20 protein-coding genes are annotated in these 24254 nt (G+C 61.3%); 7 read left to right on the top strand and 13 right to left on the bottom strand.

The features are described 5' to 3' along the window. Window positions 1–29 precede the first annotated feature (29 nt). Window positions 30–1040 carry a GTP 3',8-cyclase MoaA gene (gene moaA, locus AQS8620_RS04865; protein ID WP_085835729.1) on the top strand — a complete coding sequence of 337 codons (1011 nt, stop codon included), beginning with the start codon at window positions 30–32 and terminating at the stop codon, window positions 1038–1040. A 73-nt stretch (window positions 1041–1113) separates the two neighbouring features. Here the strand turns inward: moaA and AQS8620_RS04870 are convergent, their stop codons facing one another. The 3 genes from AQS8620_RS04870 to pepN form a co-directional block, all read right to left on the bottom strand. Next, a complete protein-coding gene (locus tag AQS8620_RS04870) occupies window positions 1114–2277 on the bottom strand; it encodes a M20 aminoacylase family protein (RefSeq protein WP_085835730.1) in 1164 nt (387 codons plus the stop codon). A gap of 80 nt (window positions 2278–2357) precedes the next feature. Continuing rightward, window positions 2358–3641: a DUF3422 family protein gene (locus AQS8620_RS04875; protein ID WP_085835731.1), complete on the bottom strand. Its 1284-nt coding sequence runs from the start codon at window positions 3639–3641 to the stop codon at window positions 2358–2360. A gap of 145 nt (window positions 3642–3786) precedes the next feature. Then, window positions 3787–6354 carry an aminopeptidase N gene (gene pepN / locus AQS8620_RS04880; protein ID WP_085835732.1) on the bottom strand — a complete coding sequence of 856 codons (2568 nt, stop codon included), beginning with the start codon at window positions 6352–6354 and terminating at the stop codon, window positions 3787–3789. A 144-nt stretch (window positions 6355–6498) separates the two neighbouring features. On the opposite strand from pepN, the gene AQS8620_RS04885 reads away from it, so the two are divergent. Then, complete coding sequence (locus AQS8620_RS04885; protein ID WP_085835733.1) at window positions 6499–6816, top strand: hypothetical protein; 318 nt, start codon at window positions 6499–6501, stop codon at window positions 6814–6816. Window positions 6817–6903: 87 nt separating this feature from the next. Here the strand turns inward: AQS8620_RS04885 and AQS8620_RS04890 are convergent, their stop codons facing one another. Continuing rightward, window positions 6904–7410: an SRPBCC family protein gene (locus tag AQS8620_RS04890; RefSeq protein ID WP_085835734.1), complete on the bottom strand. Its 507-nt coding sequence runs from the start codon at window positions 7408–7410 to the stop codon at window positions 6904–6906. Window positions 7411–7542: 132 nt separating this feature from the next. Between AQS8620_RS04890 and AQS8620_RS04895 the strand changes: the two genes are divergently transcribed. Continuing rightward, a complete protein-coding gene (locus tag AQS8620_RS04895; protein WP_085835735.1) occupies window positions 7543–7971 on the top strand; it encodes a GlcG/HbpS family heme-binding protein in 429 nt (142 codons plus the stop codon). A gap of 110 nt (window positions 7972–8081) precedes the next feature. Next, window positions 8082–8867, top strand: coding sequence for a gamma-glutamyl-gamma-aminobutyrate hydrolase family protein (locus AQS8620_RS04900; protein ID WP_085835736.1), 786 nt, complete (start codon window positions 8082–8084; stop codon window positions 8865–8867). Here the strand turns inward: AQS8620_RS04900 and AQS8620_RS04905 are convergent. Next, window positions 8864–9397, bottom strand: coding sequence for a GNAT family N-acetyltransferase (locus tag AQS8620_RS04905; RefSeq protein WP_085835737.1), 534 nt, complete (start codon window positions 9395–9397; stop codon window positions 8864–8866). The genes AQS8620_RS04900 and AQS8620_RS04905 overlap by 4 nt on opposite strands. Before the next feature lie 343 nt (window positions 9398–9740). Here AQS8620_RS04905 and AQS8620_RS04910 point away from each other — a divergent pair, with 343 nt between their 5' ends. Both AQS8620_RS04910 and AQS8620_RS04915 read left to right on the top strand, forming a co-directional pair. Beyond that, window positions 9741–11315: a Re/Si-specific NAD(P)(+) transhydrogenase subunit alpha gene (locus AQS8620_RS04910; RefSeq protein ID WP_085835738.1), complete on the top strand. Its 1575-nt coding sequence runs from the start codon at window positions 9741–9743 to the stop codon at window positions 11313–11315. Window positions 11316–11330: 15 nt separating this feature from the next. After that, entirely contained in the window at window positions 11331–12764 is a 1434-nt protein-coding gene (locus AQS8620_RS04915; protein WP_085835739.1) for an NAD(P)(+) transhydrogenase (Re/Si-specific) subunit beta, read from the top strand. 53 nt (window positions 12765–12817) lie between these two features. Here AQS8620_RS04915 and AQS8620_RS04920 read toward each other — a convergent pair whose 3' ends face one another. Both AQS8620_RS04920 and AQS8620_RS04925 read right to left on the bottom strand, forming a co-directional pair. Next, window positions 12818–13273, bottom strand: a complete 456-nt coding sequence (locus AQS8620_RS04920) for an Lrp/AsnC family transcriptional regulator (RefSeq protein ID WP_085835740.1) — start codon at window positions 13271–13273, stop codon at window positions 12818–12820. Next, the gene (locus AQS8620_RS04925; protein WP_085835892.1) at window positions 13270–13728 is read right to left on the bottom strand and encodes an Lrp/AsnC family transcriptional regulator; all 459 of its coding nucleotides are present in this window, start codon (window positions 13726–13728) and stop codon (window positions 13270–13272) included. The genes AQS8620_RS04920 and AQS8620_RS04925 overlap by 4 nt, the downstream gene beginning before the upstream one ends. A 149-nt stretch (window positions 13729–13877) precedes the next feature. On the opposite strand from AQS8620_RS04925, the gene ilvC reads away from it, so the two are divergent. Continuing rightward, window positions 13878–14900: a ketol-acid reductoisomerase gene (gene ilvC, locus AQS8620_RS04930; RefSeq protein WP_085835741.1), complete on the top strand. Its 1023-nt coding sequence runs from the start codon at window positions 13878–13880 to the stop codon at window positions 14898–14900. Between the two features lie 119 nt (window positions 14901–15019). Here ilvC and glmM read toward each other — a convergent pair whose 3' ends face one another. The 6 genes from glmM to glyS all read right to left on the bottom strand — a co-directional run bounded on the left by glmM (window position 15020) and on the right by glyS (window position 24254). Continuing rightward, a complete protein-coding gene (gene glmM, locus AQS8620_RS04935; protein WP_085835742.1) occupies window positions 15020–16366 on the bottom strand; it encodes a phosphoglucosamine mutase in 1347 nt (448 codons plus the stop codon). A gap of 1 nt (window position 16367) precedes the next feature. Beyond that, window positions 16368–17381 (bottom strand): dihydropteroate synthase, encoded by a 1014-nt coding sequence (folP, locus tag AQS8620_RS04940; RefSeq protein ID WP_085835743.1) that lies wholly within the window; start codon window positions 17379–17381, stop codon window positions 16368–16370. A 30-nt stretch (window positions 17382–17411) separates the two neighbouring features. Then, window positions 17412–18371, bottom strand: a complete 960-nt coding sequence (locus tag AQS8620_RS04945) for a dihydroneopterin aldolase (RefSeq protein WP_085835893.1) — start codon at window positions 18369–18371, stop codon at window positions 17412–17414. Window positions 18372–18519: 148 nt separating this feature from the next. Then, a complete protein-coding gene (locus AQS8620_RS04950) occupies window positions 18520–19284 on the bottom strand; it encodes a cell wall hydrolase (RefSeq protein WP_085835744.1) in 765 nt (254 codons plus the stop codon). 198 nt (window positions 19285–19482) lie between these two features. Further along, on the bottom strand, window positions 19483–22044 hold the full coding sequence (locus AQS8620_RS04955) for a putative PEP-binding protein (protein ID WP_085835745.1): 2562 nt from the start codon (window positions 22042–22044) through the stop codon (window positions 19483–19485). 149 nt (window positions 22045–22193) lie between these two features. Beyond that, a complete protein-coding gene (gene glyS, locus AQS8620_RS04960; protein ID WP_085835746.1) occupies window positions 22194–24254 on the bottom strand; it encodes a glycine--tRNA ligase subunit beta in 2061 nt (686 codons plus the stop codon).

A 24254-nucleotide genomic window follows, 5' to 3' on the forward strand; every position in this document is an offset into this window, starting at 1 on the left:
AGCCCGCCAGCGCACCCTAGCTTGGCCTCATGAACACACCGCCCAAACTCATCGACCCGTTCGCGCGCCCAATCACCTACCTGCGGGTCTCGGTGACGGACCGGTGCGATTTCCGCTGCACCTATTGCATGGCGGAAAACATGACCTTCTTGCCGAAAAAGGAACTGCTCAGCCTCGAAGAACTCGACCGCCTGTGCAGTACCTTCATCGGTCTGGGCCTGCGCAAACTGCGCATTACCGGCGGTGAACCCCTTGTGCGCAAAGGGATCATGACCTTCTTTCAGGCGATGACCCGCCATCTCGACAGCGGCGCCCTGGACGAGTTGACCCTCACCACCAACGGCTCGCAACTTACGCGCTTTGCCCAACCGCTATTTGACGCTGGCGTGCGGCGCATCAACATCTCGCTCGACACGCTGGACGCCGACAAATTCGCGCAAATCACCCGATGGGGCCGCCTGCCCCAGGTGCTCGACGGCATCCAGGCCGCCAAAGCCGCAGGCCTGCGCGTCAAAATCAATGTCGTCGCCCTGAAAGGCTTCAACGAAAACGAACTTTTCGATCTGGTCGCGTGGTGCGCGCGCGAAGATATGGACCTCACCTTCATCGAAGTCATGCCCATGGGCGACATCGGCGGCGAGGACCGGATCGACCAATATTGGGCCCTCACCGACCTGCGCGCGCGCCTCTCACAGCGCTACACGCTCACCCCCCTGACCGAGCGGACAGGCGGCCCCGCGCGCTACGTAACCCTCGCGCAAACCGGCCAGAAAATCGGGTTTATCACCCCATTGACCCATAATTTCTGCGAAAGCTGCAACCGCGTGCGCATGACCTGCACCGGCGACCTCTACATGTGTCTGGGCCAGGAAGACCGCGCCGACCTGCGCAGCCCGCTGCGCGCTTCCCAAAGCGATGCGCTACTGATCAACGCCATCCATGAGGCCATCGCCCGCAAACCCAAAGGCCATGATTTCGACTACTCCCGCCAAAAAATCGACGGCCAGGTCCCGCGCCACATGTCCCACACAGGGGGCTGACACGGCGCGACTATGCGGGGATGCGAAAGCACGCCTGTTTCTTTCGGATAAAAATACCCAAAACCCTCACCCGTCAGCGCAGCGGCAGACGGGTCTCGATCAGTTCCACAAACCACGAGCTGCCCAAGGGAATGATTTCGTCGTCGAAATTATATTGGGGATGATGAACCGGCGCCGTATCGCCATTGCCAAGCAAAATATAGGCGCCGGGCCGTTCGTTGAGCATGTAGGAAAAATCCTCCCCCCCCATGATCAGCGGCGCGACAGCGCAATCTCCGGCGACACGACGCGCCGCTTCGGCGGCATAGCCCGTCTCGACATCGGCATTCACCATCACCGGATAGCCGCGCGTGTAGGTCACCTGCGCCTGCGCCCCAAGAGCCAAGGCCGTCCCGCGCGCGATCTCGGTGACGCGCGCCTCGGCCAGATCGCGCACATCCTCTTCCAAGCTGCGCACGGTGCCACGCAGCGTCACACGTTGCGGCAGAACGTTATAGGCTTTCGACGAACTCTCGATCGAGGTGACAGAAACCACAACCTGCTGCGTCGGGTCCACGGTGCGCGACGCAATCGTTTGAAGCGCCATGATAATCTGGCTCGATATCACCACCGTATCTACCGCCTCATGGGGCTTGGCGGCATGCCCGCCCTTGCCCTCGACAACGATGCGAAACTCGTCGGAGGCTGCAAAAAACGGTCCCGGCCGGATCGCAAAGGTGCCCAGCGCCTGACCGGGCCAATTGTGCATCGCGTAGACCTCGTCGATACCAAAGCGGCTCATCAGCCCCTCCTCGCACATCACGCGCCCGCCACCGCCCCCCTCTTCGGCCGGTTGGAAAATCACCACCGCCGTGCCGTCGAAGTTGCGGGTTTCACAGAGGTATTTCGCCGCCCCCAGCAACATTGTCGTGTGACCGTCGTGGCCACAAGCATGCATCACGCCCGCGTTTTTCGACGCATAGCTCAGCCCCGTATCTTCCAAGATCGGCAAGGCATCCATATCGGCGCGCAGGCCAAGGGTGCGACCGGATCCGCCCGCGCGCCCCTTGATGACCCCGACCACGCCCGTGCGCCCGATGCCCGCGACCACCTCGTCACAGCCGAAATCATGCAGGTAGCGCGCAACTTTGGCCGCTGTTTCATGCACCTCGAACATCAGTTCGGGGCTTTCGTGAAAATCGCGCCGCCACGCGGTCATTTCGGGCAGAAGATCGGCAAGGCGGTTTTTGACGGGCATGGGAGAGGTCCTGAAAGTTTGGCGCGCGCGGCAGTTGGCATAGGGTGAGCGCCGCGCGCGCGAAGGTCAAGGGAGCACGCTCAATGCACCGCTTTGCGCATCCGGCGCAAGCCAAGCCACACCGCAAGCACCACAAAGGGCGTGAGGCCCGCCATGGCCAGACCTTTGCTCAGCCCCAGCGGCTCAACCAGCGGGTAGGTCAGATATCCCAGCAAATTCAAGGCGTAATAGCTTATCGCGACCACGGACAGCCCCTCGACGGTTTCTTGAAGCTGCAATTGCAGATCAGCACGGCGATCCATTGAGGCCAGCAAGGCCTGGTTTTGCGCCTGCCGCGCCACATCGACCTTGGTGCGCAAAAGATCGGCAGCCCGTGCGGCGCGCTGCGCCAGAGAGGCAAGTTGCGCGTTGGTCGAGGTCACCGTGCGCATCGCCGGATCGTAGCGGCGCAGCATGAATTCGCCAAAGGTCTGCCGCCCCAAAAACCGCGCCTCCTGCAAAACCTCGATCCGCTGGGTGACGATGGCCTCATAGGCGCCTGTCGCGCCAAAGCGAAAGCTTGATTTCGTGACCAGCTTTTCGATTTGCGCCGAGAGCGCCAGCAGATCCGCCAGCGCATCCGCCTCGCCCACGGTGTCGGGGGCAGTCATCAGGTCGATCAAGGCCGCAAGTTCACCTTCGATTTTTGCCATTTCGAGGTGGGTTTTGCGCGCCTGCACAAGCCCCAGCATTGACATGGTTTTATAGGTCTCGATCTCGCAGAGCCGCTGGACAACGCGCCCGATGCGGTTCGCGCCGGTCTGCGCGTCGGGAAAAACGGCAAAGCGGGTGTGCCCCGCCGTATCGAGGCGAAAATCCGACGCGATGACCAACGCGCCCTCAAGGACTTCGGACACGGCAAGGCTTTCGCTTTCGAACCACTGGTCGATTTGATCGGCCATGCGGTTCTTATCCGGTTCGATGTCGATCCGCAGATGGGCAGACGCGATCCTCTGTCCCGGCGCTGTCGCAAGCCAATCCTCTGGAAACACTTCGAAATCACGCGCATCAAAGGAGCGTTGCGATTTTCCCGACAGCGTCACCATATAGGTCACAAACTCTGTGTGGCTTTCCCATTTCAAATGATAGGTGCCGATTTGACCGGACCAATGGGTGGCCTCGATCGGGGGCGGCGTTGCGCCAAAACGGGTCAAGAGCGCCACAAGATGGGCGTGATCAAGCGCGCGATCGCGCCGCGCCGCATCGCCGCTGGCCCGCAACGCAAGATAGACCGCGCGCGCGGGCGCCGCAATTTTGGGAAACGGGCGCGCATGCAATTCATTGGCAAGCGCATAGCGGCGCGGGTGGTCGTCAATCGGGGTCATCAGGCCAAGTCCACAAGAAGCAATTGTCGGGACAATAGGCTGCAAACCGGCGCGTGAAAAGTGAACTTATGTATTATTTTCAAACTCTTGCCGGAATACTTCGGCATACCGCCCTGCCCGCTACGGGCAGAGCGGCCTTGGCGTCTCAGTCCCCCAGAATGCGGGTGACCATTTCGGTGGTATCGCGGCTCAGGTCCGGTTTGGCCAAAATACGCATAAGCTGGTCGCGGATCATGGATTGGCGATCCCCGTCATAGCGCCGCCAGGTTTCAAAAGCGGTGCACAGGCGCGCCGTGGTCTGCGGGTTCAGGCTATCGAGGTCGATCAACGCATCCGCCAGCAGCTTGTAGCCACCCCCGTCGGGCGCATGGAACCCTGCGTGGTTTGCGGCCAATGCCCCGAAAACAGCGCGAAAGCGGTTGGGGTTTTTGGCATTGAAATCGGCATGTTGCGTCAGCTTTGCCACGATTTGCGCCGCTTCGAGTGGCGCGGCAGTTGCGACCTGCATCATGAACCATTTGTCCATCACAAGCCGGTCGTGAAACCACTGCGCGTAAAAGCTTGCAAGCTCTTCCTCTCCCTTGCCTGCGCCCAAAAGCGCCAGCAGGCTGCCCGCTTGCTCGGTCATATTATCGGCGCTTTCAAAGAGGCCCTGGGCGGCTTTCCCGGCGTCAATCAGGCTTAGCAGCGACAGAACCGACATGCGCAAAGACCGCTTGCCCGACCCGTCGGCATCCGGTTTGAACGTGCCCGCATCAAGCTGCGCGAACAGGTCGGGCAGGACATCGGCAAAATGATGTGCCAGAGCGTGGCGCAAGGCCTCGCGCGCCTCGTAGATTGCCATCGGATCGGGCGTCTGCCCCGCATCAAACAGCGTTTGAGCCAGATCATCTTGCGACGGCAGTCCAAGGGTCAGCGCGCGAAACGCCGGATCAAGACTGTCATCCGTGAGCACCGCTTTGAGCGCGTCCAGATAATCGCCAGCGGGGGCTTCGTTGCGCGTGATCATGGCGATCAACGTGTCCTTGGCAAGCATCCGCCCCATTTCCCATTTGTTGAACGGGTCGGTGTCATGGGCCAAAAGGAAGGCGCGGGTGGTCGCGTCGATGTCGCGGGTCAGGATCACCGGTGCCGAGAAGTCCCGCAAGATCGAGGCGGTCGGGCGCGCCGCCAGTCCCGAAAAGGTAAAGCTCTGGCTGGCCTGTGTCATTTCCAGAACCGTGGTGGGCAGGACTTCGGTCCCGTCCGCCGCGATCAGGCCGACAGCGATGGGCAACACCTGCGGCTTCTTCACGGCCTGTCCCGGCGTTGGCGGGGTCTCCTGAGTGAAGGTGAGGGTAAAACTGTCACCTGAAAACGCTTCGGTGACACTCAGGCGCGGCGTTCCGGCCTGGCTGTACCATTGTTGGAATTGTGCAAGGTCACGCCCCGTCACCTGCGCAAAACAGGCCAGCCAATCCTCGATCGTGACGGCCTGCCCGTCAAAGCGGTCAAAGTAAAGCGCACAGCCCGCGTAATAGGCTTCGTCGCCCACGAGGCGGCGCAGCATCCCGATGATTTCCGCGCCTTTTTCATAGACGGTCGCGGTGTAGAAATTGTTGATTTCCACAAAGCTTTCGGGGCGCACCGGATGGGCAAGCGGCCCGTTGTCCTCGCGAAACTGGCGGGCGCGCAATTGCAGAACTTCTTCAATCCTTTTAACCGGATGGCTGCGCATATCGCCTGAGAACATCTGATCGCGGTAAACCGTCAGCCCCTCTTTCAGGCAGAGCTGGAACCAGTCGCGACAGGTGATGCGATTGCCCGTCCAGTTGTGGAAATATTCATGGGCGATGATGCCCTCGACCCGCTCGAATGTCGCATCCGTCGAGGTTTCCGGCGAGGCCAGCACACAAGAGGAGTTAAAGATGTTCAGCCCCTTGTTCTCCATTGCGCCCATGTTGAAGTCGTCAACAGCGACAATGTTGAAAATGTCCAAGTCATATTCGCGCCCGTAGACCTCTTCGTCCCATGTCATCGAGGCTTTCAATGCCGCCATGCCAAAGGCGCATTTGTCCTCGTCGCCCTTGCGCACATAGATGTTCAGATCGACCTCTTTGCCCGACATCGTGGTAAAAGAGTCGTTATGCGCGATCAGGTCTCCGGCCACCAAAGCGAACAGATAGGCGGGTTTTTTCCACGGATCGTGCCATTCGGCCCAGCCCTTGCCCGATGCCACCGGATTGCCGTTGGACAAAAGCACAGGCAGCTCGGATTCGACGCGCACGGTGAAAACGCCCATCACATCGGGACGGTCGGGGTAATAGGTGATCTTGCGAAACCCTTCCGCCTCGCATTGGGTGCAATACATGCCGCTCGACATATAAAGCCCCTCAAGCGCCGTGTTGGTTTGGGGCGAAATTTCCACTTCCGCTTCGAACGTAAAGGCGCCGCTTGGCAGATCCGCTTGCGCAACGGTCAGATGCGTGTCGGTGACGGCGTATTCGACGCTCTCGCCGTCGATGCGCAGCGACAGCAGGGTCAGTTGTTCGCCGTTGAGCACCAGATCACCGGGATTTTCCGCATTGGGAACAAAGGCGATGCGCGACAGCACCCGCGTTGCCTGCGGCGCAAGGGTAAAGGTCAAATGGACCGTGTCGACCCAATGATGGGGGGCGGCGTAATCTTTGAGATAAATGGTCTGCGGGGCCGTGGGGGCGCTTGCGTCTTTCATGGGAGCCTTTCGGGTGGTCCAGATCGCCGGTGTCAAACGACATCTTTATGTCGAAAACTTTTGAACCGGATGCTGGCTGAAACGTTAGCCCTGTGATCGCGCCTTCACAACCGGAGGCCGTAAAAGAGATGAGGAAATGGGACCATGTCTGCGCCAAACACGAATATCGAAACTCAGGAACGCCGTCACAAAGGCCCGCTGGTCGGCATGGCGATTGGCATCGCATTTGTTGCTGTGATCACGCTTGTCTACATTTTTGCCTTCAGCAGTTCGCAGCCGCAGGACGGGGCGGAATTTGTCCCCGCATCCACCGAGCAGACCGAAAGCTTTATCATGGAGGACGCGCCTGCCAGCGATACCGAAACGCTGTCTCCCGAAGCCAGCGCCGCCGACAGCGGGATTGCCCAGGGCTCGGATGTGCAAATCCAAACGGACGCCGAACAAATCGAAGCGACCCAGTAACACGCGCACCGCACCAGCCGCACCAAAATCCGCTACCCCGCGGCTATCAGGCGGCCGTCCCCTCGGCCGCCTCTTTTTGTCACACGTTTAACGCGACAGGCTTTGTGCGTAGTCTTCCAGTTGATCCGCAACGGCGCCCCAGCCGTCGAAAAAGCCCATGTCGCGGTGCTGAACTTTTGCCTCGCCCGTGAGGTGGCGGGCGGTGGCGCTGTAGCGCGTTGTGCCATCACCGAGATCCTCGAAGGTCACGATCGCGGTCATGAACGGCGTGGGGTTTGGCAGCCAGCCTTCGGTGTAGGCGTCTGTAAAGACAATCTTTTTGTCCTGAACCACCTCAAGATACACCCCGTTGTTTTCCATCACGGTGCCGCCGACATCAAAGGTGGTATTGCATTTGCCGCCCGCGCGCGGATCCAGATCGCAATGGGTCACCCGATTGGGCTTGGGCACAAACCACGCCTTGAGATGCTCAGGCGTCGTCCAGCAGGAAAACAGCACCGCCGCGGGCGCGTTCAGCACCCGTGAAAACCCCAGGTCGCGCTCGTTTTCGAAGCGCTCGGTTCCAGACTGATCTTGCCCTATCGGCGCGCTCATGGCGACCTCCTTGTGACGGTGTTCAAGCGGGCAACACGCCCCTGACCCGACCAGTTTTGCAGATTTCACTTGAGCCGCGCAACCCGCACTGCGATGTCTTGCGCAGACCCTTTCCCTTTCGTGAGGCCGGACATGACCGACATTTCGCTAACCGTTGCCCAAGCCATCGTCGCCCACTCCATCGCTTACGGCGCCGAGCGCGGCTGGAACCCGCTTTCGACGGTCGTTGTGGATGCGGGCGGCCATGCGATTGCCTTTGCGCGCGGGGATCTCGCGCCTCCCGGACGGCTGGAACTGGCCATCGGCAAGGCGAAAATGGCGGTCATGCTGGGCATGGGCGGCACGGAAATTGGCGAGAAAGCTGAACTTCGGCCCGCGTTTTTCACCTCCCTTGCCCAGGCTTATGGTCCCTTCGCCCTTCCCGGCCAGGGGGGCGGCCTGATCAAGGACGCATCGGGGCGCGTGATCGGTGGCATTGGCGTCACCGGCGCAACCTCGCAGCAGGACGCCGAAGCCGCGACCTTTGCCATCACCGCCTGCGGATTTACGGCTGAAATCTAGGCAAATGCCGCAAGGTTAGGCCGCGCGCGCGCTAGTTTTGGCCCCCAGCCCTGTTTTTCCCGCCCTATCCGGCCTATAAATACCCTATTCAGTAGAGAAGGACCGCTCAGGTGGCACGACCCGTTGTCGGAATTATCGGAAATCATCACACGATTGATGGCGCTTACGAAATTCACGGAGGCGGGTTGATGAACTCGCAGGCCATTTCGCAGGTGAGCGACTGCACCCCGCTTTTGGTGCCCGCCGACCCGCGTCTGGTGCGTGTTGAAGACCTGCTGGAGGCCTGCGACGGCTTTTTGTTTACCGGCGGGCGCCCCAATGTCCACCCCGAGGAATACGGTGAGGCAGAGACCAAGGCGCACGGTTTCTTTGACCGCAGCCGCGACGCCATCGCCCTGCCCCTGATCCGCGCCTGTGTGGAGCGTGGCCAGCCGATCCTGGGCATTTGTCGCGGCTTTCAGGAGGTGAATGTGGCGATGGGCGGCACGCTCTATCCCGAAATTCGCGACCTTCCGGGCCGGATGAACCACCGCATGCCCCCCGATGGATCCATCGAGGAAAAATTCGCCCTGCGCCATAAGGTGACACTTGCGCAGGGGGGTGTATTTGCCAAACTTTTTGGCGCGCAAGAGGTCATGACCAACACCCTGCACGGTCAGGGAATAAAGGAGGCCGGCGCGCGGATCGTCGTCGAAGGATACGCGCCCGACGGCACGCCCGAAGCGATCTACGTGCAGGGCGCGCGCGGGTTCACGCTGGCCGTTCAATGGCATCCCGAATGGAATGCCGCCAACGATCCCGTGTCGCGCCCCTTGTTTGTCGCCTTTGGCAAGGCAGTGCAGGACTATGCCACAAGGCGCAGTCCGCCCAGCGCACAGGCCGACAAGGTCGCCTAAAGCCGTTTTTCCATCCTGAAATTTGTCAGCGCCACGCCATTGCGGATCACGCTTTGGCGCGCTGTGACCTGCCAGTCGCGCTTTTCAAAGAACCGGCGCGCGAGATGGCTTGCTTGCGTGTCGAGCTGGCGCAGCCCCGCCCGTTGCGCACAGGCAACGGCAGCGCAATAGAGCTGACCTGCAAGCCCGCTTCGGCGCTGTTCGGGCAAGACATAGAGAAAGTCGATATGCCCGTCGCGTCCGAGGGTTAAAAAACCTTCGACCCCGCGCAAGCCCTTGGCAACAAAGGTCCACTGGCGCGACAGCCGCGCCTCCCAGACATCGCTCGCCACGTCCTCCCCTGCCCAGGCGGCACGTTCGGCAGCGGTGTAATGGGGTGCCGTGCCCAAATGCACCGCCCGCAAGAACACGCGCTGACAGGCCGCCGCATCCCTGCGATGAAAAGTTCGGATTCGCATCATCGCGCAGTTTTGCGCCGCGATTTTGCGTTGCGCAAGGCCGTGGCGCGCATCAAAAGCCGGCAGGACCATGAGTGCACTGCAATTAACACCGTGTTAACGCCAACATTGCGGTTTTTTAGATCGTGGTGCATTTACCCTGGCGGCAACCTGGGTTTATGGTTCGCAAGTTTGCGCGGGGTCGCCCCATCGGGTGCCCTGTCGCACGCGTGTTGCACAGAGGTTTCATGCTGTCGGGCGTCGATGTGATGTCGCACTTTGGAATGTGTTGTGAGTTCACGCTGCAGTTGCTAACAATCGACTGCGCAATAAAATTGCTCGCACACGGGCAGACCGGAAATGACGATGCGGTATCCTCAGCGAGGGCCGCGGTAAACGCAGGGCCAACCTGCGCCTAGGGGAAGAGGACCAAAAATTGAAGATCGGGGTTCCGAAGGAAATTTTCGAGGGGGAAGCACGCGTTGCCATGACCCCCGACAGCGCGGGTCAGCTGCAAAAGCTGGGCTATGACTGTCTGATTGAAACCGGTGCAGGTGCTGCGGCTGGATTTGAAGATGCGGCCTATGAGGCTGCAGGCGTGACGGTGGTCAAAACGGCCGCTGCCCTGTTCAAAGACGCGGATGTGATCGCCAAAGTGCGCGCGCCCTCCGAGACGGAAGTCAAGCGGCTGGATAGCTCCAAGACCTTGATTTCCATGTTCAATCCAGCGGGCAACAGCGATCTGTTGGACCTGTCCAAAGCCAAGGGCGCAAATGTCATCGCCATGGATATGGTGCCCCGCATCAGCCGTGCGCAGAAAATGGACGCGCTGTCCTCTATGGCCAATATCGCGGGCTACCGCGCTGTCATCGAGGCGGGCAACAACTTTGGCCGCTTCTTTACCGGCCAGATCACGGCTGCGGGCAAAGTCCCCCCTGCCAAGGTTCTGGTCGTGGGCGCAGGCGTTGCGGGTCTTGCCGCCATCGGCACCGCGACCTCGCTGGGCGCGATCACCTATGCCTTCGACGTGCGCCCCGAAGTGGCCGAGCAGGTCGAATCGATGGGGGCAGAATTTGTCTACCTCGACTTCAAAGAGGAACAGCAGGACGGTGCGGCGACGGGGGGCTATGCCTCCGTGTCCAGCCCAGAATTTCGCGAAGCACAGCTGGCCAAATTCCGCGAGCTCGCCCCCGAGATGGACATCGTGATCACCACGGCGCTCATCCCCAACCGCGAAGCCCCCGAGCTTTGGACCGAGGACATGGTTGGCGCGATGAAGCGCGGCTCGGTCATCGTGGACCTTGCGGCCGAAAAAGGCGGCAACTGCAAACAGACCGTGGCGGACCAGAAAATCGTCACCGAAAACGGTGTGACCATCATCGGTTACACCGATTTCCCCAGCCGCATGGCCGCGCAGGCCTCGACGCTTTATGCGACGAATATCCGGCACATGATGGCCGATCTCACGCCCGAAAAGAACGGCGTGGTCAACCACAACATGGAAGACGACGTGATCCGCGGCGCGACCGTGACCCATCAGGGCGAGATCACCTTCCCGCCGCCGCCCCCCAAAGTGAAGGCGATTGCGGCCCAAAAACCCAAGGAAAAAGCGCCCGAACTGACGGCCGAGCAAAAGCGCGCCGCCGAAGTGGCCGCCTTCAAGAAAGAGACCAAAACCCAAGTGACGCTGCTGGCGGTCGGGGCGATCCTGCTGCTTGGCGTGGGCCTTGTCGCGCCCGCGTCCTTCATGCAGCACTTCATCGTTTTCGTGCTCTCGGTCTTCATCGGCTTCCAGGTTATCTGGAACGTGGCGCATTCGCTGCACACCCCGCTGATGGCGGTCACCAACGCGATTTCCTCGATCATCATTCTCGGGGCGCTGATGCAGATCGGGTCGGGAAGCTGGCTTGTGGTGGTTCTGGCCGCCCTGTCGGTTTTCATGGCCGGTATCAACATCTTCGGCGGCTTCCTCGTCACCCGGCGCATGCTCGCCATGTTCCAGAAATCGTAAGGCGGGAGAGAAAACATGGACTTTGGTTTCACAACGGCGGCCTATGTGGTCGCAGCTGTTCTTTTCATCCTGTCGCTGGGCGGTTTGTCGGGTCAGGAAAGCGCCAAACGCGCGGTGTGGTACGGGATTGCGGGCATGGCGCTTGCAGTTGTCGCCACGCTCTTTGGACCGGGCGCTGGCCTGTGGCTGTTGTCGCTGATCCTCATCGCAGGCGGCGGTCTGATCGGCTGGTATGTGGCGAAAAAGGTCGAAATGACCGAGATGCCGCAACTGGTCGCCGCCATGCATTCGCTGGTGGGTCTTGCAGCGGTTTTCGTCGGCTACAACGCCCATATCGTCATGAACAACGTGGCGGGCATGGACGCGCACAGCCTTGAAAACCTAGGCACATTTCCAGCCCTCGTCGCCCATAAAACCGGCGTGGAACTCGCGATCCTCAAGGTCGAGCTGTTCCTTGGCATCTTCATCGGTGCCGTGACCTTCACCGGCTCGGTGGTGGCATTTGGCAAACTTGCCGGCAAACTCACCTCCAAGGCGCAAAAGCTGCCCGGTGGGCATATGCTCAATGCAGGCTCTGCCGTGATTTCGGTGCTCTGCCTGATCTGGTACTGCAACACGGGCGCGGTCCTGCCGCTGATCATCATGACCCTGTTTGCGCTGTTCATCGGCTACCACCTGATCATGGGCATCGGCGGCGCGGATATGCCGGTCGTGGTCTCCATGCTCAACTCCTACTCGGGGTGGGCCGCTGCGGCGATCGGTTTCTCGCTCTCCAACGACCTGCTGATCGTGGTCGGCGCGCTGGTCGGCTCTTCGGGCGCGATCCTGTCCTACATCATGTGCAAGGCGATGAACCGCTCCTTTGTCTCGGTGATTCTGGGCGGATTTGGCGGCACCACCGGCCCTGCGATGGAAATCGAGGGCGAACAGGTGGCGATTGACGTCGATGGCGTGGCCTCGGCCCTCAACGAAGCCGACAGCATCATCATCGTGCCGGGCTACGGCATGGCGGTCGCCCAAGCGCAACAGGCCGTGTCCGAAATGACCCGCAAGCTGCGTGCCAAGGGCAAGAACGTGCGTTTCGCCATCCACCCCGTGGCAGGCCGCCTGCCCGGTCACATGAACGTGCTGCTCGCAGAGGCCAAAGTGCCCTATGACATCGTCATGGAAATGGACGAAATCAACGAGGACTTCCCCGACACCGACGTGGTCATCGTCATCGGCTCGAACGACATCGTGAACCCCGCCGCCCAGGAAGACCCCAACTCCCCCATCGCAGGGATGCCGGTCCTCGAGGTGTGGAAGGCAAAGCAGGTCTTCGTGTCCAAACGCGGCCAAGGCACCGGCTACTCCGGCATCGAGAACCCGCTGTTCTACAAAGAGAACACGCGCATGTTCTACGGCGACGCCAAAGAAAGCCTCAACGCGCTGCTGCCCAAGATCGACTGATCTTCGGCTAGGCTGGAACAGGAAAAGGGCGCTCTTTCGGGCGCCCTTTTTGCTTAGATCGGTCCGGTGAGGCGTTCCTCGGACAGCAGGATATTGGCCTCGACGTTGCCCACCCCCGGCAGGGTCATGATCCGGCGGCGCAGCACCCGCTCGAAGTCGGGCAAATCCCGCGCCACGACCCGCAGGCGGTAGTCAAACAGCCCCAGCGTATGCTGCACGATCTGTACCTCGGGGATCGCGCGCACCGCTCGCTCGAAATCATCGAGCGACACCAACCCCTTGGTCGCCAGCTTGATGCCGAGGAACACGGTGACGGTAAAACCCAGGGCATCCAGATCCAGTTCGACCCTGCGCCCCGCAAAGACCCCCGCGTCGCGCAACCGCTTGACCCTGCGCCAGGCGACCGACTGGTTGATCCCCACCTGCCGCGCCAAGGCCCCCGCCGACAGGCTCGCATCGCGCGACAGGGCGCGCAGGAAATGGCGGTCGATGTCATCAAGGTCGATCATAGCGGCACGCTTGTTTCGGATTTGATCGTGGCCACGTTCACCAGCGCCTCGATATCGGAAATATGCGGCAGGGTCAGAATGCGTTCACGATAAACGCTTTGATAATGGCCCATATCGCGCGCGATCACCAAAAGCCGCACATCGACCCGCCCCAAAAAGGTCTGGATACCAATGACTTCGGGCACAAGACGGGCAGCGGCGATAAAATCGTCAAAGGCACGCGGATCGGTCTTGTCCAACGAAAACCGCAGCGACACCTCCACCGCGTAGCCCAAGGCGGGCCAGTGGATGTCCTCGCGCGCGCCGCGCAAAATGCGGGCCTCGCGCATTTTTTCCATGCGCCGCGTGAAGGTCGCCGGCGTCACCCCGGCGCGCTCGGCCAGATCGCGCGGCAAAGCGTCGGGCGCGGCCTGCAACTGGCGCAAAATCCTGCGGTCCGTGTCATCAATCTGCATGAACTTCATCACAAATCTACAAATTATGCATGATTTTTTACATGAACCTGCAAAACATTCAAGTTTTGTCGCGCACCTTTCGCAATTTCCCCCTATTGTGCCCCCATCATATCCGGTCTGCACCGCAGACCCTACCAAAGGAGAGACCCATGCGCGTCTTTTACGATCGCGATTGCGATGTGAACCTCATCAAAGAGAAAAAAGTTGCCATCTTGGGCTATGGCAGCCAAGGCCACGCCCACGCGCTGAACCTGCGCGATTCCGGCGCGAAAAACATCGTTGTCGCACTGCGCGAAGGCTCCCCTTCGGCGAAAAAATGCGAAGCCGAAGGCCTGCAGGTCATGGGCATCGCCGAAGCTGCCGCCTGGTGTGACGTCATCATGTTCACCATGCCCGACGAACTTCAGGCTGAAACCTACAAAAAATACGTCCACGACAACCTCAAAGAGGGCGCGGCGATTGCCTTCGCTCACGGTCTGAACGTCCACTTCGGCCTGATCGAAACCAAACCCGGCGTCGACGTGATCATGATGGCCCCCAAAGGCCCCGGCCACACCGTGCGCGGCGAATACACCAAAGGCGGCGGCGTGCCCTGCCTCTTCGCCGTGGAATCCGACGCCTCGGGCAAAGCGCAAGAAATCGCGCTCTCCTACTGCTCGGCCATCGGTGGCGGTCGCTCGGGTATCATCGAAACCAACTTCCGTCAGGAATGCGAAACCGACCTCTTTGGTGAACAAGCCGTTCTGTGCGGCGGCATCGTCGAACTGATCCGCTGCGGTTTCGAAACCCTCGTGGAAGCAGGCTACGAGCCCGAAATGGCCTATTTCGAATGTCTGCACGAAACCAAGCTGATCGTGGACCTGATCTATGAAGGCGGCATCGCCAACATGAACTACTCGATCTCGAACACCGCCGAATACGGCGAATACGTCTCCGGCCCGCGCGTTCTGCCCTACGCAGAAACCAAACAGCGCATGAAAGACGTGCTCACCGACATCCAGAACGGCAAATTCGTGCGTGACTTCATGCAGGAAAACGCTGTCGGCCAGCCCTCGTTCAAAGCGACCCGTCGCATCAACGACGAACACCAGATCGAAAAAGTCGGTGAAAAACTGCGCGCCATGATGCCGTGGATTTCCGCAGGCAAAATGGTCGACAAAGAGCGCAACTAAGCCGCGTCACCACAAAACGAAAAGGGCGTGCCAAGTGGCGCGCCCTTTTTGATCTCACCCCCTACAACCCTGCCACGGCCGTGGGTTTCTTTCGGATCTAAATACCCAATTTCAACGCATCAACGCGTGGTCGCTTCGACCGCCTCGACAACGCTGTCCACAGCAGCCCTCATCAGGGTCTCGTCCTCGCTTTCGGCCATGACGCGGATCAGCGGCTCGGTGCCGGATTTGCGGATCAACAGCCGCCCCTTTCCAGCCAGCTTGACCTCGGCGTCACGAATGGCCGCTTGCACCTGCGCCGCCTCAAGCGGGGTCTGGCCCGCAGTATAGCGGACGTTTTTCAAAAGCTGGGGCACCGTGTCAAATTGCTGCGCCAGTTCCGACGCCGGTTTGCCCGTCTGCACCATTGCCGATAGAAACTGCAATCCCGCCAAAAGCCCGTCGCCGGTGGTGGCATAGTCGCTCATCACAATATGACCCGATTGCTCACCGCCCAGATTGAATCCCCCCGCGCGCATCCGCTCGACCACGTAGCGATCCCCCACGGCTGTACGTTCCAGCCGCAGGCCCGCCTCATCCATGCAACGCTCCAGCCCGAGATTGGACATCACCGTGGCCACAAGCGCGCCCCCCTTCAAGCTGCCTGCAGCGGCCCCCTGTTTGGCAAAGAGCGCCATGATCTGGTCGCCATCGGCCACCCGCCCCTGCGCGTCAAGGATCATCACACGATCCGCGTCACCATCAAGGCAGATCCCCACATCCGCACCATGCGCCACCACGGTTTGCGCAGCGGTACTCACCGAGGTCGACCCGCAGTTTTCGTTGATATTCTGACCGTTGGGCGTGGTTCCGACAGGGATCACCTCCGCGCCCAACTCCCAAAGCACCTCGGGAGCCGCGCGATAGGCCGCGCCATTGGCGCAATCAATCACCACCTTCATCCCCGCCAAAGTCATCCCGCGCGGCAACGAGGCCTTGATCCGTTCGTTATAGCGAAAGCGCCCGTCGTCGATGCGTTTGGCGCGGCCGATGTTGCGGGCCTGCGCCGGTTCGACCCCCTCAAAAACCAAACGCTCGATTTCGGCCTCGGCCTCGTCGGACAGCTTGAATCCGTCCGGCCCGAAGAATTTGATACCATTATCTGCGGCAGGATTGTGGGAGGCGGAAATCATCACGCCGACATCCGCCCGCATCGAGGTCGTGAGCATACCCACCGCAGGCGTGGGCACCGGCCCCAGCAAAAACACGTTCATCCCCGTCGAGGTAAAGCCGGCCGTCATCGCCGTTTCGAACATGTAACCCGAAAGCCGCGTGTCCTTGCCAATCACCACGCGGTGCGCGGTCGAGCCGTCGCGGCGAAAGTAGCGCCCGGCGGCCGCGCCCAGTTTCAACGCCATCTCGGCCGTCATCGGATAGGAGTTCGCCGTGCCGCGCACCCCGTCGGTGCCAAAGAGTTTGCGTGTCATATCAGGCCTTTCCGCTTTCAACGGCCTGCCAGAGGGACAAGGCCTGTCGGGTCTGAGCTATATCATGGACGCGGGTAATCTGAACCCCCTGCGCGATGCCCGCCAACGCCACGGCCACCGATCCGGCCATCCGGTCGGCGGGGTTTTGCGTATCTGCGATCACGCCGATGAAACGTTTGCGCGATGCGCCAAGTAAAATCGGGACGCCGAGGCTGTGAAACAGCGATATGCGCGCCAGCAGCGCCAGATTATGCGCCGTGCTTTTGCCAAAACCGATCCCCGGGTCGGCGATGATCTGATGGCGCGCGATGCCAGCGGCCTGCGCATGGGCGATCCGCGCCTCCAGAAAATCATACACATCAAGCAACACGTCGTCATACTGCGGCGCGTCCTGCATGGTTTCGGGATCGCCCTGGGCATGCATCAGGCAATAGGGAGCACGGGCTTGCGCGGTGCAGGCCAAAATATCGGGATCGAAGGTGCCCGCCGCAACATCGTTGACCAAAGTCGCCCCTGCCGCGAGAGCGGCCTGTGCAACCGGCGCTTTGCGGGTGTCGATGGAGATCGCTGTACTGCCCGCGCCGCGAATGGCGGCAATCACCGGCACCACGCGGTCGATTTCGGCGTCAACGCTGACCTCTGCGGCTCCGGGGCGGGTGCTTTCGCCCCCGATATCCAGAATATCGGCGCCCGCTGCCACCATGCCCTGCGCATGCGCGATCGCGGCCTGAGGCTTGTCGAAACGGCCGCCATCGGAAAAACTGTCGGGGGTGACATTGAGGATGCCCATCAAATTCGGCCGCCCCATGTCAAGGCCGGCGCAATCGGCACGCGGCGCGCTCAACGCCCAAAGCACATCGGGCGCAAGCTCTTTTGCGGCAATAACCTGCGGCGGCGCGCCACGGCTGAGCACTTCGACCTGCGTGAACCAACCCCAGCCCCCTGCAAGCCTCTGCGCGTCAGCGGGACGCGCGATGTCACATTGAACGAGCGGGCGAAAATACTGCGAGCGCATGCGGCCTCCGAAAGCGGGTCTGCGGCCTCTTTAAAGCGCTTGCGCCGCGAGGTCGAGATGCGCGCTCAACGGCAGGGAGCGTCGCGGGACCTGCGTGTCCTGTGGCGCGCTCTTTGCGCCCGTGTCCTGCCCCAGGATCAACAGTTCGGTCGCTTTTTCTTCGCGCGCAAACCATGTCACCAGATCAAGCGGTGCTCCATGGGGGCCATGCGGCGTGTCGAGCACGATTTTTGACGGGGCCCAGACCGACAGCTGGCCGGTTTTCATGGCCCAGTCCAATTCCGTGCGCGTGGCGCGCACCACGGCCCGCGGATCGCGCGCGCCCAAACGCCACGCGTTCTGCTCGATCGCCAAAAGGTCGATGCGGCGTTGGGCAGCGCTGGCCTGAACCTGCGGGCGCGGGCCATCCGGCAGCCCCACGGTCAGGATCACCGGACGCGGATCGTGGGCCAGGGCGTCCAGCCAGCCAGACAAATGCGGCGAGGCAATCGCGACGTTGTCCAGATAGACCACCAAGGGGCGCGGCGCGGGGGCGATGATTTGGGCCGGCGTGGCACTGGCCCCTTTCGTGCGCACGATTTCCACGCCCAAAGCGCCGGGGCCGCGATCCAGTTTTTCGATCCGCACGAACACCCGAAAGGCGCGCGGCTCGGCCAGAATGCGCGCAGCGATCCGTTCGGCAAGCGTTTCCAGCAGCGCAAGGCGCTCGGCATGGGTTTCAAAATGGATCGCTTCGGTGATGCGGTCGTAGCTGAGAATGCGATCAACGTCATCCTCGACGGGGCCGGTGTCGGGCGTGACCTCGACAACCACGTTGAAGTTGATGCGCTGGTTCACCCCGCGTTCGGCCTGAAAGGCCCCGATTTCGACCTCAAGCATATGATCACGCAGCGAAATACGGTCAAATGGCGCATCGTGACGCGCAGAGCCTGCGGTGGCTGCTGCCCGGGCTTCGGGGTGGTCGAATGCGTGGCCGATGTCGGAACTCATCGCGGATGTCTCTTGGCTTGCCTCGGGCTGTGCCTGCCCTACCCCAAAAACACGCGCTTGGCCATGCCCGCGCCGTTTCACGCCAAAAACGGGCGGATCCCCCGCCCAAAGCCCGCCGCGGCAACGGCAAAACCCGTTGCCTGCCGGCTTAGGCCTGTGGCATCCGGTAAAACAGATGGACGCCAATCGTTGCGGTTTGCGCGAATTGACGCGACCAGCGCGGGTTCACGGCGCGGGTGTGATAATGCGTGGCACCATCGGTCAACACACGCGGTGCCCCGTCAAGCATGAGGCGGGCCACCTTGCCGACCCGTTCCCAGGCCGCGCGTTCATTCACCTTTTCAGCGAGGCCGTCGCAGGTGTAGGTGAACTGGCACTGGTATTTCTTGCCCGTCCCCTGATTGATGACCTTGCAAACGGTCGCGGGGAACTTTGCGCTGCTTGCGCGGTTGAGAATGACTTCGGCAACGGCGAATTGCCCTTTGACGCTTTCGCCGCGCGCCTCGAAATACAGGGCCTGCGTGAGGCATTCCCACTGCGCATCCCCCGTGGCGATGGGCTGGGCGTCGATGAAGGCGCGGGTATAGGCAACAACCGGCACCTGCACATCAGCTTCGGGCGTCAAGGGCTGGAAAATACGACGAAAGAGCGATGTGCCCAGGCCGCGCGACATATCGTTCCCCAGACCCTCGGCGGCCACTCCGGCATCGATCGAGATGTTGGGATCGTTCGAGGCACTCACCGTGACATCCGCCTGTGCAGCGCCCGGCGCAAAGGCAATCGCGCCCGCCAAAAGCTGGGCACACAGAACGGTTGCCCCGAAGGCACGGCGCAGGCTGGCCGGTGTAAACAGGCTGGCCGGTGTAAACTGTCGCGCGATCGGCTGGGCCGTGGCTGCGTTAAGGGTCGGCATAGGTTCCCCCTCCGTTGCGGCCCGCAGATGGGCTCAAGGTGGTCAGATCGGCGCGTCTGCTACATCACAAAGCGCAATTCGTCCAGCCTGCCTGCCTTTTAATCGGGAATAAAACATGAACAACGTTGCAGAGACTCCCCAGGGGAGACCGCAATATTTCATACAAAATTGTGGGAAATCTTGGGGTTAACCTAAACGTCAACTTTCGCGTGATTTTATTGCGAGCTGCGCGGCCGCAAGGCGGGCAACGGGCACACGGTAGGGCGAACAGGACACATAATCGAATCCATGCGCGCGACAAAAGGCGATAGATTCGGGGTTGCCGCCATGCTCGCCGCAGACCGACAATGTCACCCCCGGATGGCGCGCCCGCCCGCGCTCGGCCCCGATGGCAAGCAACTCGCCGACCCCCTCGACATCAAGCACGTGGAACGGGTCTTCGGGGTAAACCCCCTGCTGGACGTAGGTGTTCATAAAGCGCCCCGCATCGTCGCGCGACAGCCCATAGGTCATCTGCGTCAGGTCATTCGTCCCGAAAGACAAAAATGCCGCATTCGCCGCGATATCTCCGGCCCGAAGCGCCGCGCGCGGCGTCTCGACCATCACGCCGAGGCGATAGGTAAATTGTTTGCCGGTTTCGTTGCGCACCGCCGCCGCCACCGCATCGATGCGGGTTTTGACCAGCTCGACCTCGCGTTTGGCCGAAATCAGCGGCACCATGATTTCGGGCACCACAGCCTCACCGCCACGCTGGGTCGAGGCCTCGATGGTCGCTTCGAAAATCGCCCGCGCCTGCATGTCGTAAATTTCAGGGATGGTGATGCCAAGTCGCACCCCCCGCATTCCCAGCATCGGGTTGAATTCGCTGAGATATTCGACCCGCCGCGTCACATCCGACAGCGGAAGATCCAGCGCCTCGGCCAATTCGCGCAGCCCCGCGCGGTCGTGGGGCAGGAATTCATGCAAGGGCGGATCGAACAGCCGGATACAGACAGGCAAGCCCTGCATGATCTGGAACAACTCGATGAAATCAGCCCGCTGCATGGGCAACAGGCGCGACAGGGCCTCGGCGCGATCCGCCGGTGCCTTGGCAAAAATCATCTCGCGCATCACCGTCAGGCGATCCCCGTCGAAAAACATATGCTCGGTGCGGCACAGCCCGATGCCCTCGGCGGAGAAATTGCGCGCGGTGGCGGCATCTTTGGGGGTGTCGGCATTGGCGCGCACACCGATGTCGCGAAAACTGTCGGCCCAATCCATCAGCTCGACAAAATGATCGTCGAGCGCGGGCGCCAACATATCCGCCTCCCCCGCAAGCACCTGCCCGGTCGTGCCATCGAGGGTGATGATCTCGCCCTCTTTGATGGTCACACCACGCGCCGTGGTGAAGGCGTGGCCGCGCATGCTGATGGAAATTTCCGACGCCCCGACCACACAGGGCACGCCAATGCCGCGCGCGATCACAGCCGCATGCGAGGACATGCCGCCCCGTTCGGTAAGAACGCCCGCGGCGGAATGCATCCCACGAATGTCTTCGGGCGCGGTTTCGCGTCGCACAAGGATACAAGGCTCGCCCCGCGCGGCAGAGGCCTGCGCGGCGGCGGAGGTAAAGACCGCCTTGCCTGAGGCCCCCCCCGGAGAGGCGGCAATGCCGGTGGTGATCAAGCTGCGCGAGCCGCGCGGATCGATTTGCGGGTGCAACAATTCCGTAAGCGAGCGGGGCGCGATGCGCGTGACCGCTTCGGATTTCGGGATGATATTGTCGCGCGCCAGATCAACCGCGACATGCAGGGCCGCGCGCGCCGAACGTTGCACGCGCACCGCGTCAATCAGGGCCAACTTACCGTTTTCAATGGTAAATTCGATCTGCATTTCTTCGCGCAGCTTCACGCGACAGAGTTTCGAAATACGGACCAGTTCGGCAAAGATCTCGGGACAATCGGCCTCAAGCGACGATCCGCGCTTGTCGCGCGTCAGAAACATGACCTGTGTCTGAGCGCCTGCTGCCATGGCATCGCGCCCCTGCGCCTGGCGCAGATACCGCCCCTTGATCAGCGGTGCGCCACTGACCTCATCGACCAGTTGCATCACCCCCGCGCCGCTTTCCCCCGGCCCAACCCCAAGCGCCATCGCCTGAACGACCAGCCCCAGACCGGCCTCGGCCGGCGCACCTTTGGCCTGTCGCAACAGCCGCGCCGTCGTGCCCTCCCACGCGCGCGCCATCGAGCGCAGAACCTCGGCAAGTTGCACGGCAGGTTCTTGGGGAAAGGGTTCGTCGGTTTCGTCCATATAGGCTGCCAGCGCCGTTTTCAGCGCCGCCGCCGTGGTGGCGTCCTTGTCAAATTCGAACATATCCGGATCAAGGCGGGCCACGTGAACCGAGTAGGATTGCACAAATCGAAGATACAGCCCATCTGCCGCCTCGGCCCCATGGCTTTGGGTCAATTCGGCATGGCGGGCGTCATTCATGCCGACATTCAGCATCGCGCCGGGACCGCCCCAATCGGGATCCTCCGAGGAAGGGCGCACCGAAAGCAGTGGCTTGGTGCCAAAAATGCCGAGCAACGTGTCGACATCGGTCATCTGCCCGTCCGCGATGCGGTGCACGGCATCAAAGGACAGAGCAACCGTTTCGGGCACCGGAAAATCGAGGCGGATCAAGCGTTGCAGGCATTTTGCACGCCCGCCATGGGTGTTGACCGCAATCGCGGCCACCCGACGGATTCGCGTGAACCCTTTGAAGTCAACAGCTTGCTGCATTGCAGCACTCCCCCTTTTGGTCTGAACAATAGGCCCCTCTTCGGGCGCCACGCAACGCAGGATTTGAAGCGACCGGGGGAAACTGCGCAAAAGTGATGTAAAGTCGGGACAACCCGCAGCACAAAAGGGTGAACTGCGGGTCGGCATTGTCAGCCCTCGATGCGGGTCAGGTCAGCGACCCCAAGGCAGGTGGTGCGAATGCGCGACAAAAGGTTCAGCCGGTTGCGCCGGATGATTTCGCTCTCGGCATTGACCTGCACGGCCTCGAAGAACGCATCAATCGGGGCGCGCAAACTGGCCATCGCCTGCATTGCGGCCGCAAAATCCTGCGCGGCCATCGCGGGGTTGATTTGGGCCTCGGCCGCGTCGAGCGCAGCAAACAGCGCCCGCTCCTCGTCGGTTTCGCAGAATTTCACATCCGCGCCAAAGCTGTATTCAACCCCGTCTTTTTCCTCTTCTTTGCTGAGAATATTATTGGCGCGTTTGAACCCCTGGATCAGGTTCGCGCCGTCATCCGTGCCCAGCACATCCGACAGGGCGGTGGCGCGTTTGACGAGCAAGGTCAAATCGTCATTGCCCTCCATCGCAAGGCAAGCGTCGATCACATCGTGGCGAATACCTTGATCTTTCAGGAAAACCTTGAGGCGGTCGTGGAAGAAAGACAAAAGGTCGGCGGCATCCGCCCCTGCAAATCCCTTGCCAAACAAATCGCTGAGCGAAGCCGACAACCCGTTCACCACGATCAAACGGATCACCCCCAAAGCGGCACGGCGCAGCGCGAAGGGGTCTTTGGAGCCTGTGGGTTTTTCGTCGATGGCCCAGAAACCGGTGAGCGTGTCGAGCTTGTCCGCGAGCGCCACGGCAACGGTGACGGGCGCGGTGGGCACGTCATCAGACGGCCCGAGCGGGGAATAGTGGTCACGGCAGGCATCGGCCACGGCGTCCGACAGGGCGGCGCGTTTGGCGTAATACCGGCCCATGATCCCCTGCAATTCGGGGAATTCATAGACCATTTCCGAGGACAGATCGGATTTGGCAACCCGCGCCGCCACGTCGGCCTCATCCGCGTCGGCGCCGACAATCGGCGCGATCGTGCGCGCAAGGGCGGCGATCCGGGTGATGCGGTCGGCCTGGCTTCCGAGTTTGTTGTGGAAAGTGACATTGCCAAGCGGCGCGCCCATGCCCTCAAGGCCCTGACGTTCCACGGTACGCAGATCGTTTTCCCAAAAGAACTTGGCATCCGACAGGCGGGCCGAGAGCACTTTCTGGTTGCCCGCAAGGATGGTCGCGCCCTGATCGGCGGTGTCACGATTGGCCACGGTCACGAATTTTTCGATGCGGCCGGTTTTCGGATTGCGCACGGAGAAAAATTTCTGGTGCTCTTTCATCGAGGTTTGCAGCACTTCGGGCGGCAGGTCGAGGAAGGCCTCCCCGATGCTGCCCAAAAGCACGACAGGCCATTCGACCAGACCCGAGACCTCGGCCAAAAGGCCTTTGTCTTCAACCACCTCAAGGCCCAGCGCGAAGGCCTGATTGGTTGCATCGTGCCAGATATGTTCGGCGCGCTCGGCACCGTCCAGCATCACAAAAGCACGTTTGAGTTTGGTTTGGTAATCGTCGAAACCATGCACGGTGATCGCGTCTGGCCCCATGAAGCGGTGGCCGCGCGTCGTGTTGCCTGCGCTGATACCATCAACCGTCAGCGGCACAACTTCGGCCCCCTCTTCAGAGGACAGGATGCACAGGATCGAATGCAGCGGGCGCACCCATTTCAGCGTGCCCGTGCCCCAGCGCATGGATTTGGGCCATGGAAAGCTGCGGATCGCGGTTTCCAGCGCCTCGGCCACGATCTCGGCGGCGGGACGGCCCGGTCTGGTGATCTTGGCATAGTAGATCTGGCCCTTTTTCTCGTCACGCGCTTCCAGCTGGTCGCGCGTGACACCGGCACCGCGCAAGAAGCCCTCGATGGCTTTCTCGGGCGCATCGACGCGCGGACCCTTGCGTTCCTCGGTCGTGGTCGGGCTTTGGGCAAGCAAGCCGTCGATGGACAAGGCAAGGCGGCGCGGCGTGGCAAAGCAACCGGCGGAGGCATAGGTCAGGCCCGCGTCGACAAGCGCGTTGGTGAGGAGCGTTTTAAGATCCTCGGCGGCACGTTTTTGCATGCGCGCAGGGATTTCTTCGGAAAACAGTTCGATGAGAAGATCGGGCAT

It is taken from the genome of Aquimixticola soesokkakensis (genome assembly GCF_900172375.1).
Lineage (GTDB): Bacteria > Pseudomonadota > Alphaproteobacteria > Rhodobacterales > Rhodobacteraceae > Aquimixticola > Aquimixticola soesokkakensis.